A 22,849-nucleotide genomic window follows, 5' to 3' on the forward strand; every position below is an offset into this window, starting at 1 on the left:
CATCTTTTAAATAGGTTATGCAAGATGTCTAATATACAAAAGACTTTGACACACACCCAAATGGTCATCAATCGCTTCTATCGTAAGTCCCGCACGCTCAATTAAGGCGATAAAATCCTTCGAGTGGTACATCTTGCTGTATCCATTTGCCATCGCCGTAAAATAAGGCGATGTGTTGATAATACAATACGCAGAGGTCTCAAAACGCTGTCTATCCCAAAATGGCTCCATAATACAAAGCCGTGTATTTTCATCCATCGCCTCTTTGGCTTTGCTCAAAATCATCACAATCATCTCTTCGCTAAAGCAGTCTAAAAACTGACTCATCCAGATAATATCAAAGCCTTTGGGAAAATGATGCTCAGAGGAGAGAACGTTGGCAGGAAGCAGAGATATGTGCTTCTCTAAGCCCTCTTTTTGGATGTTCACTTTTGCTAATGCGAGCTGTTCGGGCAAATCCATAATGCTGACATGTAACGCTTGATTGCTTTTGGCTAAGAGCATGGAAAATTTGCCCGTATTGCCACCCACATCCAAAATGCGTTTGGGCTTGAGGGCTAAGAGTTTTTGTACCGCTTCAGGAAAAGCGCTATCGGAGTAAAAGTGATCAAACCTAAACCAACTCTGCTGAGCATCTTCTGGCAAAGAGCTAAGGGCTGGGTAGATACTCTCCCATGAGCCAAATACTTTTAACCCCTCAGGTTTACCACTAAGAATGGCCTTATCCAACCAAAAAAGCCCCTGATAATTGACGTGGTGGTTGTAGTTCATATTCGCAATCGTCATGGGGTCATTGAGTAAAAAATAGCCCGTTTTTGTGATGAAATAGCGTTCATCTTCTTGCTTCACAATGTCCGCACTCAGCGCTGTCTCTAAAAGCGTGATAAGCCCATAACGACTTAATCCTGTCTCTTTTGCCAGCGCATCTACGCTCATTCCCTCTTTATGCTCATACAGTGCCTTTAAAACCCCCAAATCTCTCATGGAGCGGGCGGTTTGAAAAATAATGGGTGCAAAAGCAATGCGCTGGGCGTTATACTGTGCTTCTAAAGCGGAGCAGGTGTCATTCTCTTCAAAAAAACGATTCATTTTTTGCCTTTATTTAGCTATCTTTTTATAATATACCATCTTATGTTGAAACTAACGTGAAGGATAATACGATTTTAACAAATCTTTATACGCCCATAACACTGGAGCCCAACCATATAAGCGTTGCCTTAAGTGATGCACATCATCCCATTTTTCAAGCACATTTTCCAAACAACCCTTTACTCCCTGGATTTGTTTTGCTCGATATGAGTGCCAAGCTTTTACATGTAAAGATTAAACGTATTCAAAAAGCGAAGTTTCTTAAACCCATTTTGCCTGAAAGCCTACTGCATTTTCACAGTGAAGCCAAAGAGAAGCGGTTAAAAATTGTTGTCAAAGTGATGGAAGAAAAAGTTGCGGAGTTGATCTATGAAACAGCCTAATGTCATTGTCGTGGTGCCAACGTACAATAACCCTCTGACCATTCAAAAGGTCGCAGAAGATGTCCTCACGCATGGGTACAAACTCATTATTGTCGATGATGGCTCAAGCACACCTGTGGCTTCACGAATCAAACCGCATGAAAACCTCACCCTTTTACGCCATGAAACCAATCAAGGCAAAGGGGCTGCCATTATTACAGGGGCTAAAGAGGCGCAACAACAAGGGTTTGAGTATTTTATTAGCCTTGATGGCGATGGACAGCACCTAGCAAGTGAAATTGCCAAAATCGTAGACGCCTGCGATGGTGAGCATCAAATTATCATCGGAGCACGCAATTTTGAGATTAACCATGTGCCCAATGGTTCAAAATTTGGCAGATGGTTTAGCAATTTTTGGGCATGTTGGGATACCGAACAGCACATCACCGATTCACTCTCAGGCTTTCGTCTCTACCCCACGTCTATTTTAGATTTGGTGATTGAGACCAAACGTTTTGATTGGGAGATGGAAGTGTTAGTCAAACACGCATGGAAAAAACGGCTCATTAAAGAGGTGGTGGTGGAGTGTTACTACCCTAAGCCTGAAGAGCGTGTGAGTCACTTTAAAAAGTTTTGGGATACCGCCGCCATTGTCATGGTACATGTCAAACTCTTACCTCGCAAATTTTACTTGAAAAAAAGGTACCGATGAGTACAAAACAAAGAGGGAGTGGCTGGAGTATTAAACTCGTATTTAACTTCTATAAAACTTTTGGTTACACCTTTATTTATTATCTGATGTACCCTGTCACTTTCTTTTATTTTTTGGTCGCACACAATGTCAAAGAAGCGCTCAAAGAGTATTACGCACACATTGAAGAACCTTTTACACTTTGGGTCTATTATGAACATCTGCGTCATTTTGCCATTACCATGTGTGATCGCTTTATCTCCAAAGTCGAGCCACAAAGCTACACGTTTATTATGGAAAATCCAGAGCTTCTCTTAAGCAATGTCCAGCAAGGCTCCATTTTGCTTTTATCGCATTTTGGCGGTTGGGCAGCGGCTGGGAACTGTTTGAGTGGCTTTAAGATGAATGTCATTATGCAAGAAGCGCTTTTAGAAGAGATTAAAGCGATTGAAGAATCACTAGAGATGAAAAACACTCATTTGCACATCATAGACCTCTCCAAAGGAGCGTCCAGCGTTTCACTTGAAATCGCCTCTGCCCTGCTTAGAAATGAGAGTGTTGCCATGATGGCAGACCGTGCGACAGAGCCTAAACATGCCAAAGAGATTCTCTTTTTTGGCAAGCCTGCCCTTTTCAATCAAAACCCTTTTGCCATTGCCTACAAAACACAAAAACCTTTAATTGCCCTTGTCGTCATTTATGAAAAAGCCCGCACGTATCGTATTGAATGTATGAATTTAACCATGAATAAAGACCATCATCAAGCCGAAGAAATTGAAACCTCTATGCAACGCTACGCTGATTTCTTAGCGAATATCGTGAAACGCTACCCGAAGCAGTGGTTTAATTTTTATCATTTTTGGAAAGAGAAAAAAGCATGAAACTTATCGTAGAAAACCGTTACATCACCCTAAAAGAAATACAATGCGCAACGCAAATAGACGTCTGCGCACACCCAAAATTTGAAAGAGAATTTACCAAAGGGCACACCTTTTTAATGAATCAAATTAAAGAGGGAAAGCCTATTTACGGCGTGACCACAGGGTATGGTGCGAGTGGTAAAAACTACCTTACATACGAGCAAAGTTCCATTTTGCAACAAAATCTCTACCGTTTTCACGGCTGTGGGGTGGGCGCATTTTTAACACTTAAAACCTCTCGATATGCGCTTATCTGCCGTCTTATCTCCCTTGCAAAAGGCAAATCAGGTATCTCGTATGAGCTTCTTAAACGTATGGAAATGCTGCTTGAAAAAGAGATAATCCCGATCATTCCCTCTTTAGGTTCAGTAGGGGCTAGTGGAGATTTAACACCCCTTTCCTACATTGCCGCAGTTATTGCAGGCGAGAGAGAGGTGTGGTTTGAGGGGAAAATTCAAAGCACCAAAGAGGTGTATGAAAAACTAGGCATTACCCCTTATATTTTTAAGCCTAAAGAAGCCCTTGCGATTATGAATGGCACGACCATTATGAGTGCGATTGCTCTTAGTGCACTGGAGCGTTTTGAAGTGGTACTTTCTAGCATGGAGTCTTTTGTAGCAGGCATGTTTGAGGTACTTTTGGGCGATACCACGCCACTGGACAGCTTTGTGCATGAAGCCAAACCTTTTAGTGGACAAATCCAGAGTGCTTCTCACATTCGCTCTAAAATTGAAGGCTCAAAGCTTACCCATGGAAGAGATGACAGGTACGATAAGTTTTTTGAGGACAATGAGCTGAACATTCAAGATACCTACTCCATGCGTTGTGCGCCTCAAGTTTTAGGGGTCATTCGTGATAATTTAGAAATTTCTAAAAAGTGGGTAGAGGAGGAGATTAACTCAGTCAATGACAACCCGCTCATTGATGGCGTGAATGAAAAAATCTACACCTCAGGCAATTTTTACGGTGGTTACGTCGCCCATGCGATGGACACACTGAAAATTTGTGCCGCTAACCTTGCTGATTTACTCGATAAAGAGTTTGCCCTTTTGGTGGATCATAAGTTTAATCGTGGCATTGGCGAAAACCTTAAACTCTCAAAAGAGCCCTATTTTCACGGCTTTAAAGCGATGCAAATTACGCTCAGTTCTTTGAGTGCTGATGTCATTAAAAACACCACCGCAGCCTCCATTCACTCACGCCCTACCGAATCGCTCAATCAAGATAAAGTGAGCATGGGCACAACGGCAGCACTGGATTTTAAAAAGATGATGGAGCCTTTGGAGTTAATGCTGAGCATTGCTTTCATTGGCTTAGCGCAAGCGGTGGATATTCGAGGCAAAGAGAGTGTTTCACCCTTCTTGCTTAAAAACTACACCGCCCTTCGCAAAAAAATACCCGCACTTATGGAAGATAGACGTATGGATGTGGATATTGCTCAGGTTCAAAAAAAGCTTCACCGAGGCATTTTCGCATGAAAAAAGTTTTAATCACAGGTGCTACAGGAAGCCTTGGCGAAGCCATGGTGCGCTACTTTGCTAACGAGGGCTATTTTGTCTACATTCACTACAACACCCAAAAAGAGAAGGCTCAAAGCCTGTTAGAGAGCATTGAGCAGGGCGAAATCATCCAATGCGATTTAACCAATCAAGAAGCCGTCAAAAGGGCTTTTGAATCGTTACATGTAAACGTCTTAGTCAATAATGCAGGCATCACCCGTGATAAACTCTTCTTTTTTATGGAGGAGAGCGAGTGGAGCGATGTGATAAACGCCAATCTGAACAGCCTTTTTTATGTCACCAAAGCGATTTTACCGCAGATGATGAAAGCCAAAGAGGGCTCCATTGTCAATGTCTCTTCTGTCTCAGGACTGGTGGGCAATGGCGGACAGGTGAACTACTCTGCGAGCAAAGGGGGCATTAACGCCTTTACTAAAGCTTTGTGCATCGAAGTTGGACGCTATAACATTCGTGTCAATGCGGTAGCCCCAGGGGTGATTGAATCAGAGATGATTGAACATGTGGATAAATCCATTACCCAAATCATTCCCTGCAAACGCCTTGGACGTCCCGAAGAAGTGGCTGAAGTGGTCTTTTTCTTAGGCGACAAAGCCACTTACGTCAATGGCGAAGTGATTAATATCAGCGGTGGGATGGTGAGATAATGCACATTCTTTTCTCTTTTTTATACGCTCCCATCATGGTCATTTTACTGGGTTATTTCAACGTCAGAGCCGTTGCTTTAGGACTTTGGATCTTTGGAGTGCTTTGGCTGTTGCTCTTAAAAGAGCGGAAACTCAAAACGCTTATTTTTCCCTTTTTTTATATTGTCGTTGCGATTAGTGCTTTGATTTTAGATGACTTTTTAGCCCTCAAATTTCTCCCTTTGCTCATCTCTTTAGCCTTTCTTTTTTTCCTGATTGCAAGCTATTTTGACAACGATTCTATTATCTTACACTTTGCAAAAAAACTGCATAAACGCTCTTTAAGTAGCAATGAAGAGGCGTACATTAACCGCTCCACCCTCTTTTGGATTGGCTTAGCGTTTGTGAATATTCTTTTACATGTAACGATGTTGTTGCTTAAAAATGATGCTTATTGGATTATCTACTCCTCGTTTGGCTGGTATATGGTTTTTATTTTTGGGGGCATTGTGCAGTTTCTACACCGTCACTTTGTCTTTTTAAAACGAGGCTAAGTTTATGCGAGTTTTTCTGCTGTGTGCATTAGCGCTTAACCTGCTTTTAGGCGCTTCTACGTTTAAAGAGACCCGTTACCTCTATGCCCTCGATAAAACGCTAACTCTTGAGGGATTTATTACCTTTGGCGAAGAGAATATTGTCATTGAGTATACAAAGCCCAACACCAAAGTGTTGACCTATTTTGAAGATAAACTCTCCATTCAAGATGAAAATGGCTATCAGATGATTGATACCCAGCAGATGCCATCCTTGCACTATTTTTTTATGATTATTCAAGCGGTGCATACGCAAAATACTCCCGCACTTGAGATGTTTTTTGAGACCCAAAATGGCATACTGATCCCCAAAGGTGTTGCCGCAGAAGTGTTAGAAAAAGTCGAAATTCACTATGTGGGAGACACACTTCACTCTTTACATGTAGCTATGAAAAACGGCGATAGGATTGACATTGAAGTTAGCAACTAAATCCCTTAATTTCTTTCTTTTCGGGCTGATTGGAACGCTTTTCTTTCTCTTCTACCCCAAACTCACACTCTCCACCAATCTACTCTCCTTTGTACCGGATGGAAAAGAGAAACAGACGTTTGAACGCTATGGAGATTTTAAACAAGCCAACCATATTTTCATCGCCATCAAAGGATTCGATCAAGATGCACTTGCCACCATTAAAAGCATTGAGCAAACACTGGTGCAATCAGGGATGTTCAAACACGAAAGCGCCATTGCACCCAATCCAAAGTTGCTAGAGTACACCAAAACCTACGCCTATTATCTAAGCACTCTTCAAACACCCAACGAGCGTATTGACGCAAGGCTTAAGCGTTTATATGAAGATCTTTTGCACTCACCCTATTATCTTAGCATCGACACGCAAGACCCTTTAGGCTATTTTCAAAGCCCTAAAAAAGAACTTCCACTCACCCTTAAAGAGGGGCATGCTGCATTGGAAGATTATGGCTACTTGAGTATTTTTAGCCTCAGTGAAACACACCCTACCCTTGAATCCTATCAAACGCTCTATACCTTTTTGCACAAAAATCTCGATAACATAGAAAATGTACGCCTCTTTAGCCCTTTTTTCTATTTTGTGGAAAATGCAAAAAAAATTGAAAGCGATGTCACGTTTCTTATCTTTCTCTCCACCACATTGCTCTTGCTCTTGTATCTTTTTATTATTAAAAATATTGCCCTGCTTCTTAATACCATCCTCACACTCATCAGCTCTGCGCTACTGGCATTAATGCTCACAAACCTAATGTGGCAAGAGGTCTCCATCTTTGTTTTAGCCTTTGGTAACGCCATTGGAACACTGGCGATTGACTACATGTTTCATTACTATTTTTATGGACATTATGAGAGCACACAACCATTTAACCGTTCGGTATTTTATGGTTTTTTAACCACCTTTGGCGGTTTTTTAATTTTTTCATGGGTCGATTTTCCGCTCATTCAGCAAGTCTGTTTCTTTGCTATGGCATCCTTGCTCTTTTCTTACCTTCAATTTGTCTTTTTATTTCCTCGCATTGGATTTAAAAAAATCCCTTCTCCTGTGCGTTTTACCTTTTCGATTCCTCTGCCCTATCGTCTGATTTCGCTCCTCTCATTGCTCATTATTTTAGGGACGATTCCTTTTGTGCGTTTTGATACGTCGCTTAAAAATCTTGACTACCAAAACACCGCTTTAATGCAAGAAGAAGCCTTTTTTAAAGGAGCGATTGGCAAAGAGAGCCTCACTCCCATTTTACTTCAAGCGCCTTCGATTGAAGGGTTGATTGAGCGAAGCAAAGAGCTCTCAAAAAAACTTCCACATGCCTTTATTCCTCTTGCCTCATCGCTGGATGAAGAGAGCTTTTTCGTACGAAAAAAAGAGTTAAGCGCTTTAAAACTAGAAGAAAAACGCCTCGAAATTGAAACCAAAGCCACTTCCCTTGGATTTCGTAAAGCATTTTTTTACAACGCCTATACCCCCCAAATGCTCTATCCACCCTATCCACAACAAAGCCTTGAATCGCTCAACGCCTTGGGTTTTGACGTCATTGAGCATGATGGCGTATTTTACACCCATGGTATGATTCACACGGAGCAGAGAGCTTTACTTAAAGCCTTTGATTTTGCGCTGATTATTGATGCCAAAGAGATTTTTTTCAACGCTTTACAGACTATCAAACATCAACTACTCCTAGGTGGAGGTTTGGCTTTAGGATTTGTCGCCTTAACACTTTTGCTTCTTTGCTACCACACCCTAAGCCTAAGTGCGAGTTTTGTTTTATTGCCTAGCGCACTCATTTTAAGTCTCTGTACCTTTACGGATATCTCGATTGCACACCTTTTTATGCTCTTCATTATGATGCTCTTTGGAATTGATTATGGCATTTACATGCGTCATGAAACGAATCCGCAAGATGGGACAAGAAGTGCGATTTTCTTCTCCATTATTGACACCTTTGCAGGATTTGGGGTTCTCATCTTTAGTCATATTGGAGCACTTCATGATATTGGCATGGTTTCAACCCTCGCAACGATTGCCATTTTATTTTTATTGATAGGAAGAGAAAAACAGTGAAAATTACCATAATCCATGATGACCAAACCCAAAGCGTTTACGAGAGTGAAACACTCTTTGATGAGAGCCTTAGAGGCTCCATTATTCCCATTGACTCACAGAGTAAAGAGAAGAGTGCGATTGCTATTTTAAAAGCCTATCTCTCAGGGGCAAAGCCGATTCTTTATGACCAAGATAACACCGCTCTTGCACAAAAAGTAGCTTCGTTTGATACCTCCGTACTGAGCTTAATTGATTTTGCCGCTATGTTTTTTACCTCAGGCAGTACAGGTTCTCCCACAGGAGCCTTTAAAACCAAAGAAAATATTGAGACGGACATGGAAGCTTTGCTAAGAGAATTTGGAAATTTTAGTGTTGAAAATGTCGTAGCTACCGTTCCGTTTATTCATATTTATGGCTTTTTAGCCGCTTTGCTTCTGCCTTTAAAACTAAATAAACCGCTTTTGTTTAAAGAGCATTTTTTACCGCACGATTTACTCTCTTTAGCCAAAGAGAACACGCTTATTGTCACCACACCGCTTTACATCAAATCCCTTTTACGCCTCAATGAGCCTAAAGATTTGAGCCAGACCATTTTTATTAGCTCCACAGGTCCTTTAAGTAGCAAGATTGCCAAAGCCTTTTGTGACACCTTTAACACCACACTCATCCAACTTTTTGGCTCAACCGAGACAGGAAGCATCGCTTTTAAAAAACAAGATGACACGTTTTGGACACCTTTTCATGGGGTGGAAGTCTCTTTAAACGCCAAAGAGCTTTTACATGTAAAGTCTCCTTTTATTTCACACCAGCTATGGCAAGAGGGGCTTATTGAAACAGGAGGGCAGGTTCAGAGTTTTGATTATGCGCTCATTGAAAATGGAAAATTTCAACTCTTAGGACGAAGCAATACCATTGTCAAAATTGCGGGTAAACGCTACGCAACCACGCACATTGAAGAGATTTTAGAGCGCATGGAAGGAGTGAAAAAAGTCCTTGCCAATGTCAAACATATGGAGAACGAGCTCAAAGACGAAGTGGTGGAGTTGTTTATTGAAAGTACAAAAGAGGTAAACCTAAGAGATATTCAACACACACTCAAAGAGAATTTAGGGAGTCTTAACATTCCTCTTAAACTTTACAGGGTAGAAAAAATAGAAACCTCGCTGATGGGCAAAAAAATGATGCCTATTCTTTAAAAAAAAGAGGCTCTAGCATCACGCTAGAACCTCTTTGGATTACAACATACTTAGCTGTACTTGAATCGATTTGTTAAGATTTTGAACCCATCCGTTGTAATTTTTATGAATGGTGTTTTCTGCTGGATTATAATCGAGATTTGAGCTATCTAAGTAAGTGATGCTATACTCATTCGCATTATACGTTACCAAAACCGTTGCTACGTGTTTACGCAAAGTTAACACACCTTGAATTTTTCCCTCAGCTGTCTTTTTCATCACCCAACCCAAACTACCACCTGCTTGAATAATTGCCTTTTCAACATCTTTGATTGTTGCTTTACTTGTACGATTTACAGATACTGTATTGTTATTTACATTGTACACAGGAGCTGCGGTACATCCTACAAAGAAAAGCGTCGCAAGCGTCGCCACCAAAACCATTGTAAACTTTTTCATGCCCATCCTTTAAAAAAAATTAAGCTTATTGTATTGAGTGATTGATTAAAAATAACTGAGCTAAACCCCATGAATCCTCATGATTTGGAACATTCAAAGCAATCTATAATTAAAAATTAATTACACTATAAATACTACACCGCAAAAGAGAGTTTATGGCGATTCAGATTACCCACTTGTTAAAACGCTACGATAAAAATGTTGTCTTAGACCATTTGGATTTAGACATCAAGCAAGGCTCTATTTTTGGGCTTTTAGGTCCAAATGGTGCGGGAAAAACAACGCTTGTTTCCATTTTAAATTTTCTCATTCCCAAAGACGCAGGAAAGATTACCATTTTAGGACACGATTGGGATAAAAACCAAAAAGAGATTAAGTCACTTTGTAGCCTCGTCCCCCAATCCTACGCCTTTTACCCCAGCCTGAGTGCCTACGAAAACTTAGAGTTTTTTGGCGCACTGCATGGGCTTAAACACAAAGATTTGACCCGTCAAATTCACTATGCTTTAGAGATGACTGCGCTGGAAAAGTACCGTTACAAACGTGCAGAGAGTTTTTCAGGAGGACTTAAAAGACGGCTAAATATTGCCATTGGGCTTTTAAATAATCCCAAAATTCTCTACCTTGATGAGCCAACCGTGGGCATTGACCCCCAATCTCGCCACTACATTTTAAACGTGATAAAAAAGCTCAACCAAAGCGAGGGAACCACCGTTATTTATACCTCACACTACATGGATGAGATAGAATACCTTTGCGATGATATCGCCATTTTAGACCATGGCAAAATCATGCTCCATCAAAGCAAAGAGGAGCTGATAAAGAGTGACCACATCGCCACATTGCATTTAAGCGATGAGAGTCAAAAAGAGATTAATCTTTACGAAGATTATGACGCATTGGTCGATACGTTTTGCGAAATCAAAGAAAAATCGTTACATGTAAAAGAGATTACACTGCCTAAAAGCAGTTTAGAAAACCTCTTTTTATCATTAACAAAAAAAGAGTTGAGGGACTAATGCTACGCCATACTTTAAAAAAAGAGTTTTTACTTATTTTACGCAACCATCATGCATTGATTGTGCTTTTTGTGATGCCAACCCTGTTTATTATTATCATGTCTTTGGCTCTGCAAAACACCTATGCCAACAAATACGATGTCAAGCTCAGCGTTGGCGTGCAAAGTGAGAGTAACGCATCGGCGTTAGGTTTTTTTATGGACAAACTCAATGACAACCGTTTTTTTACCTTTAACCGTCTGGAAGAAAACGTGGGACTTGAAGAAGCCTTATCCCATAAAACCTACGATTTTGTACTCTCACTCTCTCCTAATTTCATTGAAAATAGTGTCAAAAACGAAGAGGCTTCCATGCAAATCACCTCTCGCTCTGACATTGCCTATCAGCAGGTCGCTTTTTTAAAACAGTTGTTAAGCCTCAAAATGGCGGAACTTGTCATAGAAAATTTTTCAGTCATTCTTAACATTAACGCCCTTACTAAAACGGATTTTGAGAAAAAAATCACGCATACCTATCTGCTCAAAGACAACAAACCCACCCAAATTACTTCTGTACAACACAGCGTTCCCTCATGGCTGATTTTTTCGATGTTTTTTATTTTGATTCCTATCTCAAACACTTTTATTAACGAGAAAAATTTTGGAACGATTGATAAAATACGCAGTATGAATATCCCTCTTAGTGGGGTGATTGTCGGAAAATTTATCCCCTATTTTGTCATGAACCAACTGCAAGTACTGCTGATGATTCTTGTAGGTATCTACCTTTTACCGCTTTTGGGAGGAGATTCCCTTGTGATTCAAGGAAGTTTTTTTATGCTCCTTCTCATCTCTGCGGTGGTTTCCATAGCCGCTATCTCCTTTGCTCTTTTTATCGCAACGCTGAGTAACAGCAGTGAAATGGCAACGATCCTTGGAGGCACATCGAACATTATTTTAGCAGCTCTTGGAGGCATCATGGTGCCTAAAATTGTTATGCCAAAAATGATGCAAGAGCTCTCCTCTCTCTCCCCGATGTCATGGGCACTGGATAGTTTTTTAGAAATTATTGTCAATGGTGGGCATTTTAGCGATATCTATCCTGCGATGGGAAAACTGCTTTTATGTGCGCTTTTCTTTTTAATCACCGCTTACTTTATGTTGAAATATAGGAGAAATTAAATGCCCAACGCTCATTTTGATGTACTCAAATACGAACTCAAAGCCCTCATCCTAAAAGAGTGCGACAAAGAGGAATTTAGCCCTGAGGATATCGACGATGACGCACCTCTTTTTGGCTCAGATGCACCTTTACAACTCGATTCGATGGATGCGCTGCAAATCTCTATGGCACTCAAAGAGAAGTACGGTGTTGAGATTACCGATAGTAAAAAAATTCGCTCCATTATGAGTAGTATCACCACTTTAACACACTTTATTGAGGCACGATGAGTTTACACAAGGCGTATATTACCGCCTCATCTCTCTGGTGTCATTTTGGAAATGATGCACAGGCACTAGGCGATAGCTTACGCACATTAACCCCTTTAGCATACGAAACGTATGTCAAGGAACATTTAGCAGAAAAGCCTTACTATCATTTTCAAGAAAACTTTGATTCCGAAGAAGAAAAACTCTACACGACTCTGGATACGATTGTTCAACAGGTGATAAATCAAACAGGATTAAGCGAAGAGGAGTGCCGTGAGGTGGCTATTTTTATTGGTTCAACGGCGATGGGCATTTCGTTGAATGAAGCGCATTACGCTCATTTTTTAGAGCACACCAAAACCACTCCTTTTAACCATCTAGGCTATGGCTATTTGGGAACTTATCTTGAAAAACGCCTAGGCTCAAAACACAAAGCACTTCTCTTTTCCACCGCCTGTACGTCTAGCGTCAATGCCCTTGCCTACGCTTCCAAAATGATTGAGCGTGGAGTGATTCAAAAAGCGCTGGTTGTGGGAATCGAACTCTTCAATCGCACCACCTACAATGGCTTCTCCTCTTTGATGCTTCTTTCAAAAAACAATCTTTACCGCCCCTTTGATGAACGAAGTGATGGGATTATCTTAGGGGAAAGTTGTTCTGCGCTCCTTTTAGAAAATCAACCCCGAACTGCACACGATTTTTACTACAAAGGCTCCAAAAACCAATGTGACATATACAGCGAAACCACCAGCAATCCCTCAGGAGTACCTATCTTTGAAACAATGAATGGAGCTTTAGAAAATGCGAAACTTGACCTGCATGCCATTGACATTATTAAAGCACATGCCACAGGAAGCGAAAACAACAACACCTCTGAAGCCAACGCCTTACATCTTCTCTTTGAAAAATACGCCATCCAAAAACCCATTACCGCCCTTAAACCCCTTCTAGGGCATACCCTAGGAGCTAGTGGAAGCAATGAAATTGCACTGAGTTTGCTCTGTGCGAAAGAGGGATTTATCCCTCCTGCGTATGGCTTTGAAACACCCGCAGAAGGCGTGAGGTTTGAACCGCTTCGCACTCCTTTTACATGTAAAGATAAACCGCTTAGCATACTTTTCAATTTTGTCGCCTTCGGAGGCAATACCACCTCGCTTATTTTGGCTCGAGACTAGGAGAGAGGATGTATATTCACCATACTTATGAACTTTTAGAACCCACGCAAGAGCTGAGCCTTTACAAACAACACCTCTTAGCTCTGTGCAAAATCAATCTCAGACGTGCCAATAAATTTAATCTTTTAGCCGTTTATGGCGCACTTTCATGCCTTCAAAACAAAAGCTTCTCTTCCAACATAGGAATTTACGTTGCGACTGAACATGGTGCGGTGGAGAGCTTGGTGAGCGTTTTAGAGCAGGTAAGCAAAGGTGATGGCATCATTATGCCCTTTGATTTTTTAGGCATCAATACCAATGCCAGTTTTTACATCGCTCAAGCACTCAAGGCAAAAGGGAAACATATGGTACTAAGCGCACACCACCAGAGTTTTGAAAAAGCCCTTGAGCTAGCCTATTTTGATGTGATCTACGCTGATGTGAAAGATGCTTTAATTGGGCACGTTGAAACCTCTTTGGAGTTTTTAAACCCCCAGCACCGACCTTGTGGCGAAGAGGTCTGTTTGGATAAAAGCTGTTGGATTTACGCCAATCAAAACCCTACAAATGCCCTTGCTAAAATTGAGCGTATTGAGAGCTTTGAGAGCATAGAAAAAGCAGAAGAACACTACTCTACCACACTCACTCTCACCTCATTTTGGGAACAACTGAAGCGTTTAAAAGAGAAAGAAACATCTTTACATGTAAAAAGCGATGAATGTGGAAAATGTATGGTTATAACACTGATTAAACCTCATAATTAAAGGAGTTGATATGAAACTATTTTCTGTTGGGCTTATGCTTTTGGTTGCGACACTCTCTTTGTACGCTATTTCTGATGCGGATGTTTGCAAAGAAGTAGAAAAAATTTCGCAAGAATCTAAACTCATCTATGAGAAATTTGATGATACCAAAAATGCTTTAATTCTTTTAAACAACACAGAGTTTCGACGAATCCTTAATACAAAACCTTCGTGCATGGACGAAAAAGTTCATCTGCACTACTTGGAGCAATACGCCCTCTATCTCTCAAAAACAGGGGATTATCACACCCCTAGATACCTTGAACCCCTTATGAAAATGTACCCTGAGAGTGCACTGTTTCATAAATTACTTGGCAATTTTTATCAAAAAGAGTTTGAAAAACACACTATCCCAAAAATGAGAGATGCTGCACTAGAATCCTATAAACGCTACATCGAATTTGCTACCAAAGAAAAACAAAAAATCGATAAAGATATTCAAGAGTTTGTCAAACATGGTGGTCTTAAAAAAGCACAAAGCACGTGGGCAGACCAACTGAATATCTCACGTGATATTCCAAAAAACGCCTTTAGGGCATACTACATTGACACAACGAATCCCAAAAGAATTGTTGCGTCTGAAACCGTTAGCGAGATTAATGTCAATTACCCCTATAAAGATTTTCATAACATTGATTCGGGACATTTTGGTGGTTACTGGGTTGGCAATATTGAATCCAAAATTGATGAGAAAAAAGTCTTTTATATCTCTTTTAGTAATTCTAAATTACGCCTGATTATCGATGGTTATATTGTATATGAAGGTCAAAGTAATGCTGAAATTCCTTATACCTTCACCAAAGGTTCACATAAAGTAGAAGTTGAATATCTCAACGGCTGGCACACCACGAGCTTAGCCATCAAAATTTTACCCGAAATCACAAAATACACACAACAAGAACTCAAAGAACGTCTCAATCTTTTTGAGAATAAAGCGTTAACATTTTGGTATGTTGGCGCCTATGAGAGTAAAAACAAAGACAATAGCATTAACATTACGCTTAAAAAATCAGATAAACCTGTGGTATTACTCCTAGAATCACACCGTGCGAGTACATGGAAAATTAACAATCCTCTTCAGACAAAAGTAGAAGCTATTTTGATTCACTCGAGTACACCACAAAGTAGTATCGAAGGGGAAATCGATAAAAATACACCTATTTTATACAGCCAAAATAGACTCGCAACAGGTTACAAACTCCTCCAAAAATGCAGTTGTATCTCAGGGCACTTTCATTGTGAAGATGGCATTTTTTCACCCAAATCATTCATTTTTGCACCCAATGCTCAAAAAATAAGTGGCTTTAGCGGCTCATACAGTATCCATGAGTTAAGTGTCCCTCAGGAAATAATGGACGATGAAAAATACGCACACATAGAAACACAAAAAGAGAAAAATGAGATACAAAGAAAAGAGTGTTCTCAAAATAAAAATGAGAATTTTGATACGATTTTTAAAAAATAAAACCACTCTATTAAAAGGAATAGATATGAAAACAACATGGCTTATCACAAGTGTACTGAGTCTGCTTTTATTAACAGGATGTTCCATTAAACAGGAGATTAAACCTGTGGGGATGCTAGAGAGCAAAGAGGTGTGTATCATCCAAAATCCAGCGGTACTCAATAACTTTTTACCCGTCTATCAACAAGCACTGATTGAAAAAGGGTATAAGCCTATCCTCAAGCAATCCCCAGATAACGTGAATGTTTGTCCTATTACCTCAACCTACACCGCAAATTGGCGTTGGGATATGGCACTGTACATGGCGTACGCTAACATTAAAGTCTATAAAAATGGGGTTTTAAGTGGTGAGGCTACGTATGATTCGCTGAGTGGAAGTGCTAATATGGGCAAATTTATTAACGGTGAGACTAAAATTAAAGAGCTTGTTGGGCAACTTTACCCTTAAATCCATACGTTTACATGTAAAGAGTATATCTTTACATGTAACACCTATCGTGCCTCTTAATATTTTTTTCCTACACAAGGAAGCAACTCTTTTTCGTTAATCTCTTCCACTAAAGGTTTTAAACTCTTCAGTGTAAAAAGTTTCAGACTCTCACTTTTAAGTGCTTTAAGTTCCGAGCTAAATCCGCTTTTGCCAAAAATAATATACATATCAGGCTCAAGTTCAGCCAAAGCACACTGCTCTTTGAGTTTAGCAAGTTCACTCTTTTTCACTTTACTGTTCGTATAGCGACAACTTGCGGCAATGAGCTTTCCAGATTGGCTCTTGGCTAAAATATCAATCTCTGAATTTTTATCCCAATAACCGCCTATCTCGACAATCTTATCGTCCTGAAAAACGTGTTGCAAAAAGCTCCGTGCAAGGTTTTGAAAAACCGTATCACTCAAGCCTTGTTCACGGTTACCAAACGCTTTTTCAACCTCTCTAAAATCATTCTCTTTAATCGTCTTATAATAGGGCGAAACAAAGGCAAACCAAAAGCGCATAAACGGTGTTTGAAAACGAAGTTTCTCAGAGTTATCATCCTCTTCTCGTAAAGGACGCTCTAGCGAATACTCACGCTCCACCAAACCACTGCGTAAAAGCGCATGCAAGGCTTCATTGCCCTCTTCTCTGCTTAAACGTGCCCGTTTGTAAGAAGAAAAAAGACGTCCATCTCCTGTGGCGCACGCACTTAAAAGGGCGTGACTTAGTTTATTGCTGTGCGTCAGCTTGGTCATATCGGCATGAATATAGGTGTAATTCTTTAAGATTTTCTGGCAAATCAACTCAAAAAGTGGTTTTGTGGTATCTACATTCCACTGCGTACCCCCAAACACACTAAAATAGTCAATGGCAACATCAAGGTCACTCAGTTTATTTTGAAGGTAAAATGAGCGAAATTGCTCTAAAAACGTAGGATGTGTAGACATTTAAAACCCTTTATAACAAATATGATAACGCAATTTAACAAAAAAGCTGTGGCATTTTAGGGGTAGCACAATTCGTATGCAACCTCACCCCAATGGCTTTCCACGCCTCATCTTCAATAACCCTTACCTCATGAGGACACGATCTCACACACGCACAACAACGAATACAAAGTGAGGCTTCTGTCACCACGTCATCTCCCACCTCAATCGCTCCAGTCGGACAGACACTCGCACACACTCCGCACAAGGTACAAGGCGCCATACTCACAGGCGCAACGCTATTGGCTGGCATCCCGTTTTTATAAGGAAAATTTCCAGGCACGTCAATCTCCACACCCACCAAACTCTCTAACGTAGCAATTTTACGCGCTACTGCTTCTCCAAATGCCTTTGCACAGGCTATATCAGAACTATCAGGTCTTCCCTGTGCGACTGGAAATTCCACCGTTGAAAAGGAGTGCTCTCCTATAAACGCTGCACCTGAGACAGGAACAAACCCCTGTTCAATGACCAAATGTTTCAGCTCCAAAAGCGCATCCTCAAATTCACGGTTACCATAAACCACCACGATAACCACTGGCGTATGCTCACCCTTAAGCTTTCTAAATCGCTCCACCGCATGAACAGGTAAACGCCCCGCATACACAGGTGCGCCTATAATCACAACGTCCTCAGAGCCAAAACAGATCGCTTCATCGTGCGTGGGAAGCGTCATATCTATAAACGTTGATGCTTTACTATCCATCCCAGAAGCAATACTCTCTAAGACCGTTTTGGTTGTACCAGTAGGTGAAAAACCTACCCTATTTATCTTTTTTATATTCATGTGTTTTCCTTTTACATGTAAAGCTTATTTCAGCTCTTTTAAAAGCCTAAATGCCTTCTCTTCGTACGTGGAAGCCTCAATGAGTTTAGCGGCGATTTTTTGGGTATTAAGACTCTCTATCTTTTTGCTTCCCTCAACACAGTAAAGCGCAAACTCTCGCAAGGCATTGCCTGAGTTTACCATCAAGGCTGAAGCCTCCTCTAAAAGAGCTTCGTTCAAGCCATACGCTTTTGCCTCTTTCAAAAACGCTGCATACACAAACCGAAATCCACCGCCTCCTGTGCCAATCTCTTCTTGCATGCGTACAATGTGCGTGAGGTAATTTTTCACATAGCGCTGGTTCGTCTCTTCTTGCAGACTTACAATCTTTTGCGCCAATTTTCGCATCCCCTTAACACCCGCAAAGGGGAAAGGTGTCAGCATCGCTTTAGCGTTTTTCACGATGGCGTTTTTTAAAAGAGCAGGCATATCCACCTGTTTGGGTATATTTTCAGGATAATACATAAAGCCTTTAGGCGCAAAAACACCTTTAGCAAAACGAGCCTTACTTAAGCCCTCCTGTGTACACACAACAGCTTCTTCAAACACAGGATCAGAAATCAGATACTTCTCATCTTCCATGCCATAGACCAAAAGATTATGGGCGTTAAAATGAAAACGCATATCTTTGGGAAAGTACGGCAGATAATAGACCGAGGTTTGAAGCCCCACGATTTTTCCCTCTTGCACCAAATTTTTCAAGGCTTCATTTGCCTGCTCTTCATTCTTAAAGGTGTGGGTTTTCATCGTTACATGTAAAAATTTGGAAAGCGTTTTAATAATACTTTTGGGCAAGCTTCGATAGGCAATTAAAGGCAGATTATTGACCTTGACAAAAGGCAAATAGACAAAACTTAAAGCATGGGCTAGTCCAAACGCCATCGGCTCACTTAAAGGAAATCCATACGCCGAAAAAAGCGTTGCCATCACACCACTTTCACAGTGGGCAAATTGGGCATGTTTAAAAGGAATTTGGGTCAATGAAACTCCTTTAATGCACTCAGTGAAATCGAAAAAGCATCGGCGTAGCGTTTTAAAAGCCCATCACTCATGCGTTTAAAAACGCCCATCTTAAGATGACGCTTCACCCGAAATTGAAACATGCCCACCGCACTCGCTAAGGTTGGCAAATCCATTCGATTTTCGTACATGTAAAACGCAATGGGCGAATCCTCACCCCTTTTGATACGCTCTAAACACTCGTGTTTGAGGAGTTCATACTCTTCCACTGCCACTTTGGTGGCAAACTCCTCCACAGAACTTCCATAGTTGTACCGCTCAAAAACTCCTTGCTCATTTTGGGCATACATGACCTTTTGTATTCCCTCAAGGGTCTCATTTTTTTCGTGTGGAATCTCTATCATTTAGACTACTTCTAACAACATAAACGCCGTGGAAAAACGCCCACTCTCAGGAATATAACACAAAATCTTCTCCCCTTTTTTGAGGCTTTTGGAGTGAAACAACTCCTCAAGCATAATGTAAATGGAAGCAGAACCCGTATTGCCACAATAAGGTAAATTGGTAAACCATTTCTCATAAGGTATTTCCAGTCCCGCTTCTACCATGCCTGCATAGAGTTTATCCCTAAAGAAGTGTGAGGAGTAGTGCGGTAAAAAGTAATTTATCTCGTTCTCTACTAACGCTCTTTTGGCTAGAATTTTTTTCAAAGGCTTCACTACGGTGTACTCTACAATGTTTTCATTTAAAAGTTTCACATCTTGCGCAATGCTCAAGAGCGATTTTTCCATAATCTCTGATTGCGTGTAATTGCGCCAACCCACAGGCTTTCCCTCTACCATCTCACATCCACTGTACATGCACGTTGGCATTTGCCCTGCATAAGAGAGCACCTCTATCCACTCAATTTTTAAAGAAATCCCCTTCTCATTGGGTCTGTTTTGAAGCACCATCGCTCCCGCACCATCAGAGAGCATCCAGCGTAGAAAATCTTTCTCAAACGCCAAGGTAGGATTCGCTTCTAAAAGCGCCCACTGTTTAGACTCCTCTTCAAAATTTTTCGCACTTAAGATAGGAGAAACCACCTCAGAGCCTGTCGCAACACCCACGCTTAACTCCCCACTTTTAATGCCATAATAGAGGTATTTGAGCGCATTCACGCCACTTAAACAAATCCCCGAAGCACTCAGTGTTTCTATCTCACTAATACCCAACTCCCCTTGTACCATTAAGGTATGATTAGGCATCAGCTGATCAGGCGTGGTACTACCACAGCAGAGCGCTTCTATCGTTTCAAGTTTAAAGTGCTCACTCTCAAGTTTTTTAATCGCATTGGCGGTGATTTGAGCATTGGAAAAAAGCGCTTTTTGTGTTCCTTTTTCAAGCACATAGTAGCGCTGTTTAATCCCATTACTGCGCAAAACAATCGCTTTTGCTTTGGATTTTTTACCGCCAATGTACCCTAAATATTCCTCCATCTCCTCGTTAGAGACAGGCTGGTTGGGCATAAATGTTTGAATATCATTAATGTAAACTGCGTTGTTCATGATGCTAAAAATTCCTTTAGTTTATCGGTGTTTGCGCCTGAGGGAAGCTCATAAAAAGCTTTTTCCTTCTCCACTGCTGTTTTATTGATTTTTCGATAGAGCGTTTGAATGAGCATATTTAAAGGCACCACGGTGATAATGATTGCCACCAAAAAAAGCGTATACAGCCAAATAAACGCATGGCGTTTTAGCTCTCCTTGTTTGGAAAACGCCCGAATGAGCTTTCCCCAAATGGTAAAACTGCGTGTGCCAATCTTCTCACTGCGAATGAGTTTCTCATCCACCTTGACTGCACCTAAGCCCTCACACAAAGGCTTAAAGCGCTTTTCCTCATCGTTTTGTAAACCTTGATGAATCGCCCGACCAAAACGAGACGTACGCTCTATCTCCTCTTCGCTAATCCCCGCTTTTGGAAATCCCCAAAACGCCTCTTTCTTGCCCGTAAGCATCCAACGTGGCGTGGTAATAAACGTCGCTAAAGAACTTCCTTGATCCACCAGTACAATATTATCTATCAGCCTTGCTCCTATGGCATTAAGAAGCATTTTCACCTTCTCTTGCGCCATAATCCACATATTGCGACACCCAATCACCGTGATAACAGGGGTATTGGCAAGTTTTTCTTTGGCATAGGATGATTTTAAAAAAGCAGTGGTAGGAATAGAAGGCGATAAAAACCACACCTGATAGGCTAAAATCACCACATCATACACATTTTCATCGGCTTCAAAAGGCTCTATCTCACACGGCTCAAGCGCAACCGCTTCAGGAAAAACCCCCATAAACGTTAAAAAATCCCACGGAAAGGGATAGGCTTTGGTAGGCTTAATGGTGCGATACACCATCTCATAACAGCTCTGCTCTTCCAAAGGGCGTATCATCTGTGTGAGTACCTTATTTAACTGTCCTGTTTGCGAATACGAGATGACTAAAATTTTTTTCACATCTTTTCCTATCGTCCTAAAATTTCTTTGCCATGAATGCGCTTTGCATTGATTTCACACAACGAATAAATCACCCGTGAAGGGCTCGCCGCCACAATGGGCTTGGCACGACTTTGCATTTTTACTCCCGCTAAATTCAAACGGCTGTTGTAAAGTTTAAAACTTCCCACAATGTCACTCGCCACAATCGAAAGTGCCGAATTTTCAACCCTTAGAGGTGCGTCTTTGTTTTCAATGACACTGTTGAGTATTTCTACCTCAGCGTTAAAGAGACTTAAATTTTCAATGATGGCATTTTCAATAACGACCTTTTGCGAATCATAAATCACAAGGTTTTTAATACGCCCCGAATAGCGCTGATTGGAGACATGGCGCACCTTAATGGTGTAAGCATCGTTGCCCATTTTAGGGGGAAGCTTTGCGACACTTCTGTTTTCAAGATGGGCTAAGAGTAAAGCATGAAATTCCCTCTCATGCGATAACATCGGCACGTGTGCGGCCTCTGGCATGATAGCAAGTGTGGAGTGAGGGATGAGTTTGTCTAAAACATAACCCGTTTGTAGTGGTGCTATCTCATCATTTTTTCCCCAAATAATGGTCGTTCTTTGCATCACGCTTTGCGGAATCGCATTAAAACTCGTTTGCACCAATGCCACCGCAGCGATACTTGCAGGCGTTCCACCTAGCACACTCTCTCTTAGGGCTGGGGAATGTAAAACGGTCTCCATATTTTCCATTTTAGCGTTAATTTTATCGCTCAGTCTATCGACAAAACGATTTAACTGTTGCGATTGAATGCCTTGAAAGAGTTCGCCTTGCTCTTCAAAAAAGTGGTTCACTTTGCGGTGCGTTAGAAAATTGCTGTACGCTAAAGGATGCAAAATACCCGCCGCATCAACCAATACCAAACTCTCCACATCCAAGGGGTACGCATGGGTGTAGTAAAGCGAAATCGCCCCACCCATCGAGTGCCCCACCAAATGAAAAGGGCGTTTCAGATAGGTTTGAGTGAGAAAACGAATGACCTTAGCATAATTTTCAGGAGAATAGAGCTCATTAGATTTACTCGAATGCCCAAATCCTGGTAAATCAAAAGTAACCACATAGTACTCTCTCTCCAAAAGCGCAACGGTTTTCTCCCAAATGCTAGAAGCTTCATCGCCCAAACCATGGACTAAAACAACCGCTTTATTTTTGGGGTTGCCTGATGTTTGAAGGTACACAGAGCTGTTAAAGATAGGCTCTGTGACATAGACACCCCCTAAGGTATTGGCAGATAAAAGCGTAGCGCACAAAAGAGAAAAGAGAAAAAACAGACGCAC

General features: G+C 41.1%; 25 protein-coding genes. 16 read left to right on the forward strand and 9 right to left on the reverse strand.

The window, feature by feature from the left end; translation table 11 throughout:
* Window positions 1-15: 15 nt before the first annotated feature.
* Complete coding sequence (locus tag SDEL_RS10575) at window positions 16-1,089, reverse strand: class I SAM-dependent methyltransferase (RefSeq protein ID WP_012857853.1); 1,074 nt, start codon at window positions 1,087-1,089, stop codon at window positions 16-18.
* Between the two features lie 56 nt (window positions 1,090-1,145).
* Between SDEL_RS10575 and SDEL_RS10580 the strand changes: the two genes are divergently transcribed.
* Genes SDEL_RS10580 through SDEL_RS10620 form a run of 9 tightly spaced genes read left to right on the forward strand, consistent with a single transcriptional unit; the run spans window position 1,146 to window position 9,504 of the window.
* Window positions 1,146-1,472, forward strand: a complete 327-nt coding sequence (locus SDEL_RS10580; protein ID WP_012857854.1) for an ApeI family dehydratase — start codon at window positions 1,146-1,148, stop codon at window positions 1,470-1,472.
* The gene (locus SDEL_RS10585) at window positions 1,459-2,163 is read left to right on the forward strand and encodes a glycosyltransferase family 2 protein (RefSeq protein WP_012857855.1); all 705 of its coding nucleotides are present in this window, start codon (window positions 1,459-1,461) and stop codon (window positions 2,161-2,163) included. Before SDEL_RS10580 ends, SDEL_RS10585 begins: the two co-directional genes overlap by 14 nt.
* Entirely contained in the window at window positions 2,160-3,023 is an 864-nt protein-coding gene (locus SDEL_RS10590; protein WP_012857856.1) for a lysophospholipid acyltransferase family protein, read from the forward strand. The genes SDEL_RS10585 and SDEL_RS10590 overlap by 4 nt, the downstream gene beginning before the upstream one ends.
* Complete coding sequence (locus tag SDEL_RS10595) at window positions 3,020-4,540, forward strand: HAL/PAL/TAL family ammonia-lyase (protein WP_012857857.1); 1,521 nt, start codon at window positions 3,020-3,022, stop codon at window positions 4,538-4,540. The genes SDEL_RS10590 and SDEL_RS10595 overlap by 4 nt, the downstream gene beginning before the upstream one ends.
* The gene (locus SDEL_RS10600) at window positions 4,537-5,226 is read left to right on the forward strand and encodes an SDR family oxidoreductase (protein WP_012857858.1); all 690 of its coding nucleotides are present in this window, start codon (window positions 4,537-4,539) and stop codon (window positions 5,224-5,226) included. The genes SDEL_RS10595 and SDEL_RS10600 overlap by 4 nt, the downstream gene beginning before the upstream one ends.
* Window positions 5,226-5,759: a hypothetical protein gene (locus tag SDEL_RS10605; RefSeq protein ID WP_012857859.1), complete on the forward strand. Its 534-nt coding sequence runs from the start codon at window positions 5,226-5,228 to the stop codon at window positions 5,757-5,759. Before SDEL_RS10600 ends, SDEL_RS10605 begins: the two co-directional genes overlap by 1 nt.
* A gap of 4 nt (window positions 5,760-5,763) precedes the next feature.
* Window positions 5,764-6,228, forward strand: a complete 465-nt coding sequence (locus tag SDEL_RS10610) for a hypothetical protein (RefSeq protein ID WP_012857860.1) — start codon at window positions 5,764-5,766, stop codon at window positions 6,226-6,228.
* Entirely contained in the window at window positions 6,212-8,326 is a 2,115-nt protein-coding gene (locus tag SDEL_RS10615) for an MMPL family transporter (protein WP_012857861.1), read from the forward strand. The genes SDEL_RS10610 and SDEL_RS10615 overlap by 17 nt, the downstream gene beginning before the upstream one ends.
* Window positions 8,323-9,504: an AMP-binding protein gene (locus SDEL_RS10620; RefSeq protein ID WP_012857862.1), complete on the forward strand. Its 1,182-nt coding sequence runs from the start codon at window positions 8,323-8,325 to the stop codon at window positions 9,502-9,504. The genes SDEL_RS10615 and SDEL_RS10620 overlap by 4 nt, the downstream gene beginning before the upstream one ends.
* 39 nt (window positions 9,505-9,543) lie before the next feature.
* Here SDEL_RS10620 and SDEL_RS10625 read toward each other — a convergent pair whose 3' ends face one another.
* Window positions 9,544-9,942, reverse strand: coding sequence for a hypothetical protein (locus SDEL_RS10625; RefSeq protein ID WP_012857863.1), 399 nt, complete (start codon window positions 9,940-9,942; stop codon window positions 9,544-9,546).
* Window positions 9,943-10,097: 155 nt separating this feature from the next.
* On the opposite strand from SDEL_RS10625, the gene SDEL_RS10630 reads away from it, so the two are divergent.
* Genes SDEL_RS10630 through SDEL_RS10660 form a run of 7 tightly spaced genes read left to right on the forward strand, consistent with a single transcriptional unit; the run spans window position 10,098 to window position 16,240 of the window.
* Window positions 10,098-10,961: an ABC transporter ATP-binding protein gene (locus tag SDEL_RS10630; protein ID WP_012857864.1), complete on the forward strand. Its 864-nt coding sequence runs from the start codon at window positions 10,098-10,100 to the stop codon at window positions 10,959-10,961.
* A complete protein-coding gene (locus SDEL_RS10635) occupies window positions 10,961-12,121 on the forward strand; it encodes an ABC transporter permease (RefSeq protein WP_012857865.1) in 1,161 nt (386 codons plus the stop codon). The genes SDEL_RS10630 and SDEL_RS10635 overlap by 1 nt, the downstream gene beginning before the upstream one ends.
* Window positions 12,122-12,391, forward strand: a complete 270-nt coding sequence (locus SDEL_RS10640; protein WP_012857866.1) for a phosphopantetheine-binding protein — start codon at window positions 12,122-12,124, stop codon at window positions 12,389-12,391. It abuts the gene before it with no gap.
* Entirely contained in the window at window positions 12,388-13,545 is a 1,158-nt protein-coding gene (locus SDEL_RS10645) for a beta-ketoacyl synthase N-terminal-like domain-containing protein (protein WP_012857867.1), read from the forward strand. The genes SDEL_RS10640 and SDEL_RS10645 overlap by 4 nt, the downstream gene beginning before the upstream one ends.
* An 8-nt stretch (window positions 13,546-13,553) precedes the next feature.
* Window positions 13,554-14,288, forward strand: coding sequence for a hypothetical protein (locus SDEL_RS10650; protein ID WP_012857868.1), 735 nt, complete (start codon window positions 13,554-13,556; stop codon window positions 14,286-14,288).
* Window positions 14,289-14,298: 10 nt separating this feature from the next.
* Complete coding sequence (locus SDEL_RS10655) at window positions 14,299-15,792, forward strand: hypothetical protein (protein ID WP_012857869.1); 1,494 nt, start codon at window positions 14,299-14,301, stop codon at window positions 15,790-15,792.
* Between the two features lie 25 nt (window positions 15,793-15,817).
* Window positions 15,818-16,240, forward strand: a complete 423-nt coding sequence (locus SDEL_RS10660; protein WP_012857870.1) for an Sbal_3080 family lipoprotein — start codon at window positions 15,818-15,820, stop codon at window positions 16,238-16,240.
* 56 nt (window positions 16,241-16,296) lie between these two features.
* Here SDEL_RS10660 and SDEL_RS10665 read toward each other — a convergent pair whose 3' ends face one another.
* Genes SDEL_RS10665 through SDEL_RS10695 form a run of 7 tightly spaced genes read right to left on the reverse strand, consistent with a single transcriptional unit; the run spans window position 16,297 to window position 22,849 of the window.
* Window positions 16,297-17,211: a DUF234 domain-containing protein gene (locus SDEL_RS10665; protein WP_012857871.1), complete on the reverse strand. Its 915-nt coding sequence runs from the start codon at window positions 17,209-17,211 to the stop codon at window positions 16,297-16,299.
* Between the two features lie 34 nt (window positions 17,212-17,245).
* Window positions 17,246-18,037 carry a 4Fe-4S binding protein gene (locus SDEL_RS10670; protein WP_012857872.1) on the reverse strand — a complete coding sequence of 264 codons (792 nt, stop codon included), beginning with the start codon at window positions 18,035-18,037 and terminating at the stop codon, window positions 17,246-17,248.
* A gap of 24 nt (window positions 18,038-18,061) precedes the next feature.
* A complete protein-coding gene (gene darH / locus SDEL_RS10675) occupies window positions 18,062-19,057 on the reverse strand; it encodes a BtrH-related acyltransferase DarH (protein WP_012857873.1) in 996 nt (331 codons plus the stop codon).
* A complete protein-coding gene (locus SDEL_RS10680) occupies window positions 19,054-19,440 on the reverse strand; it encodes a DarG family dialkylresorcinol biosynthesis protein (protein ID WP_012857874.1) in 387 nt (128 codons plus the stop codon). Before SDEL_RS10680 ends, darH begins: the two co-directional genes overlap by 4 nt.
* Complete coding sequence (locus SDEL_RS10685; protein ID WP_012857875.1) at window positions 19,441-20,583, reverse strand: beta-ketoacyl-ACP synthase III; 1,143 nt, start codon at window positions 20,581-20,583, stop codon at window positions 19,441-19,443.
* Window positions 20,580-21,527: a hypothetical protein gene (locus SDEL_RS10690; RefSeq protein WP_012857876.1), complete on the reverse strand. Its 948-nt coding sequence runs from the start codon at window positions 21,525-21,527 to the stop codon at window positions 20,580-20,582. The genes SDEL_RS10685 and SDEL_RS10690 overlap by 4 nt, the downstream gene beginning before the upstream one ends.
* Before the next feature lie 8 nt (window positions 21,528-21,535).
* The gene (locus SDEL_RS10695) at window positions 21,536-22,849 is read right to left on the reverse strand and encodes an alpha/beta fold hydrolase (protein ID WP_012857877.1); all 1,314 of its coding nucleotides are present in this window, start codon (window positions 22,847-22,849) and stop codon (window positions 21,536-21,538) included.

The organism is Sulfurospirillum deleyianum DSM 6946, assembly GCF_000024885.1.
Lineage (GTDB): Bacteria > Campylobacterota > Campylobacteria > Campylobacterales > Sulfurospirillaceae > Sulfurospirillum > Sulfurospirillum deleyianum.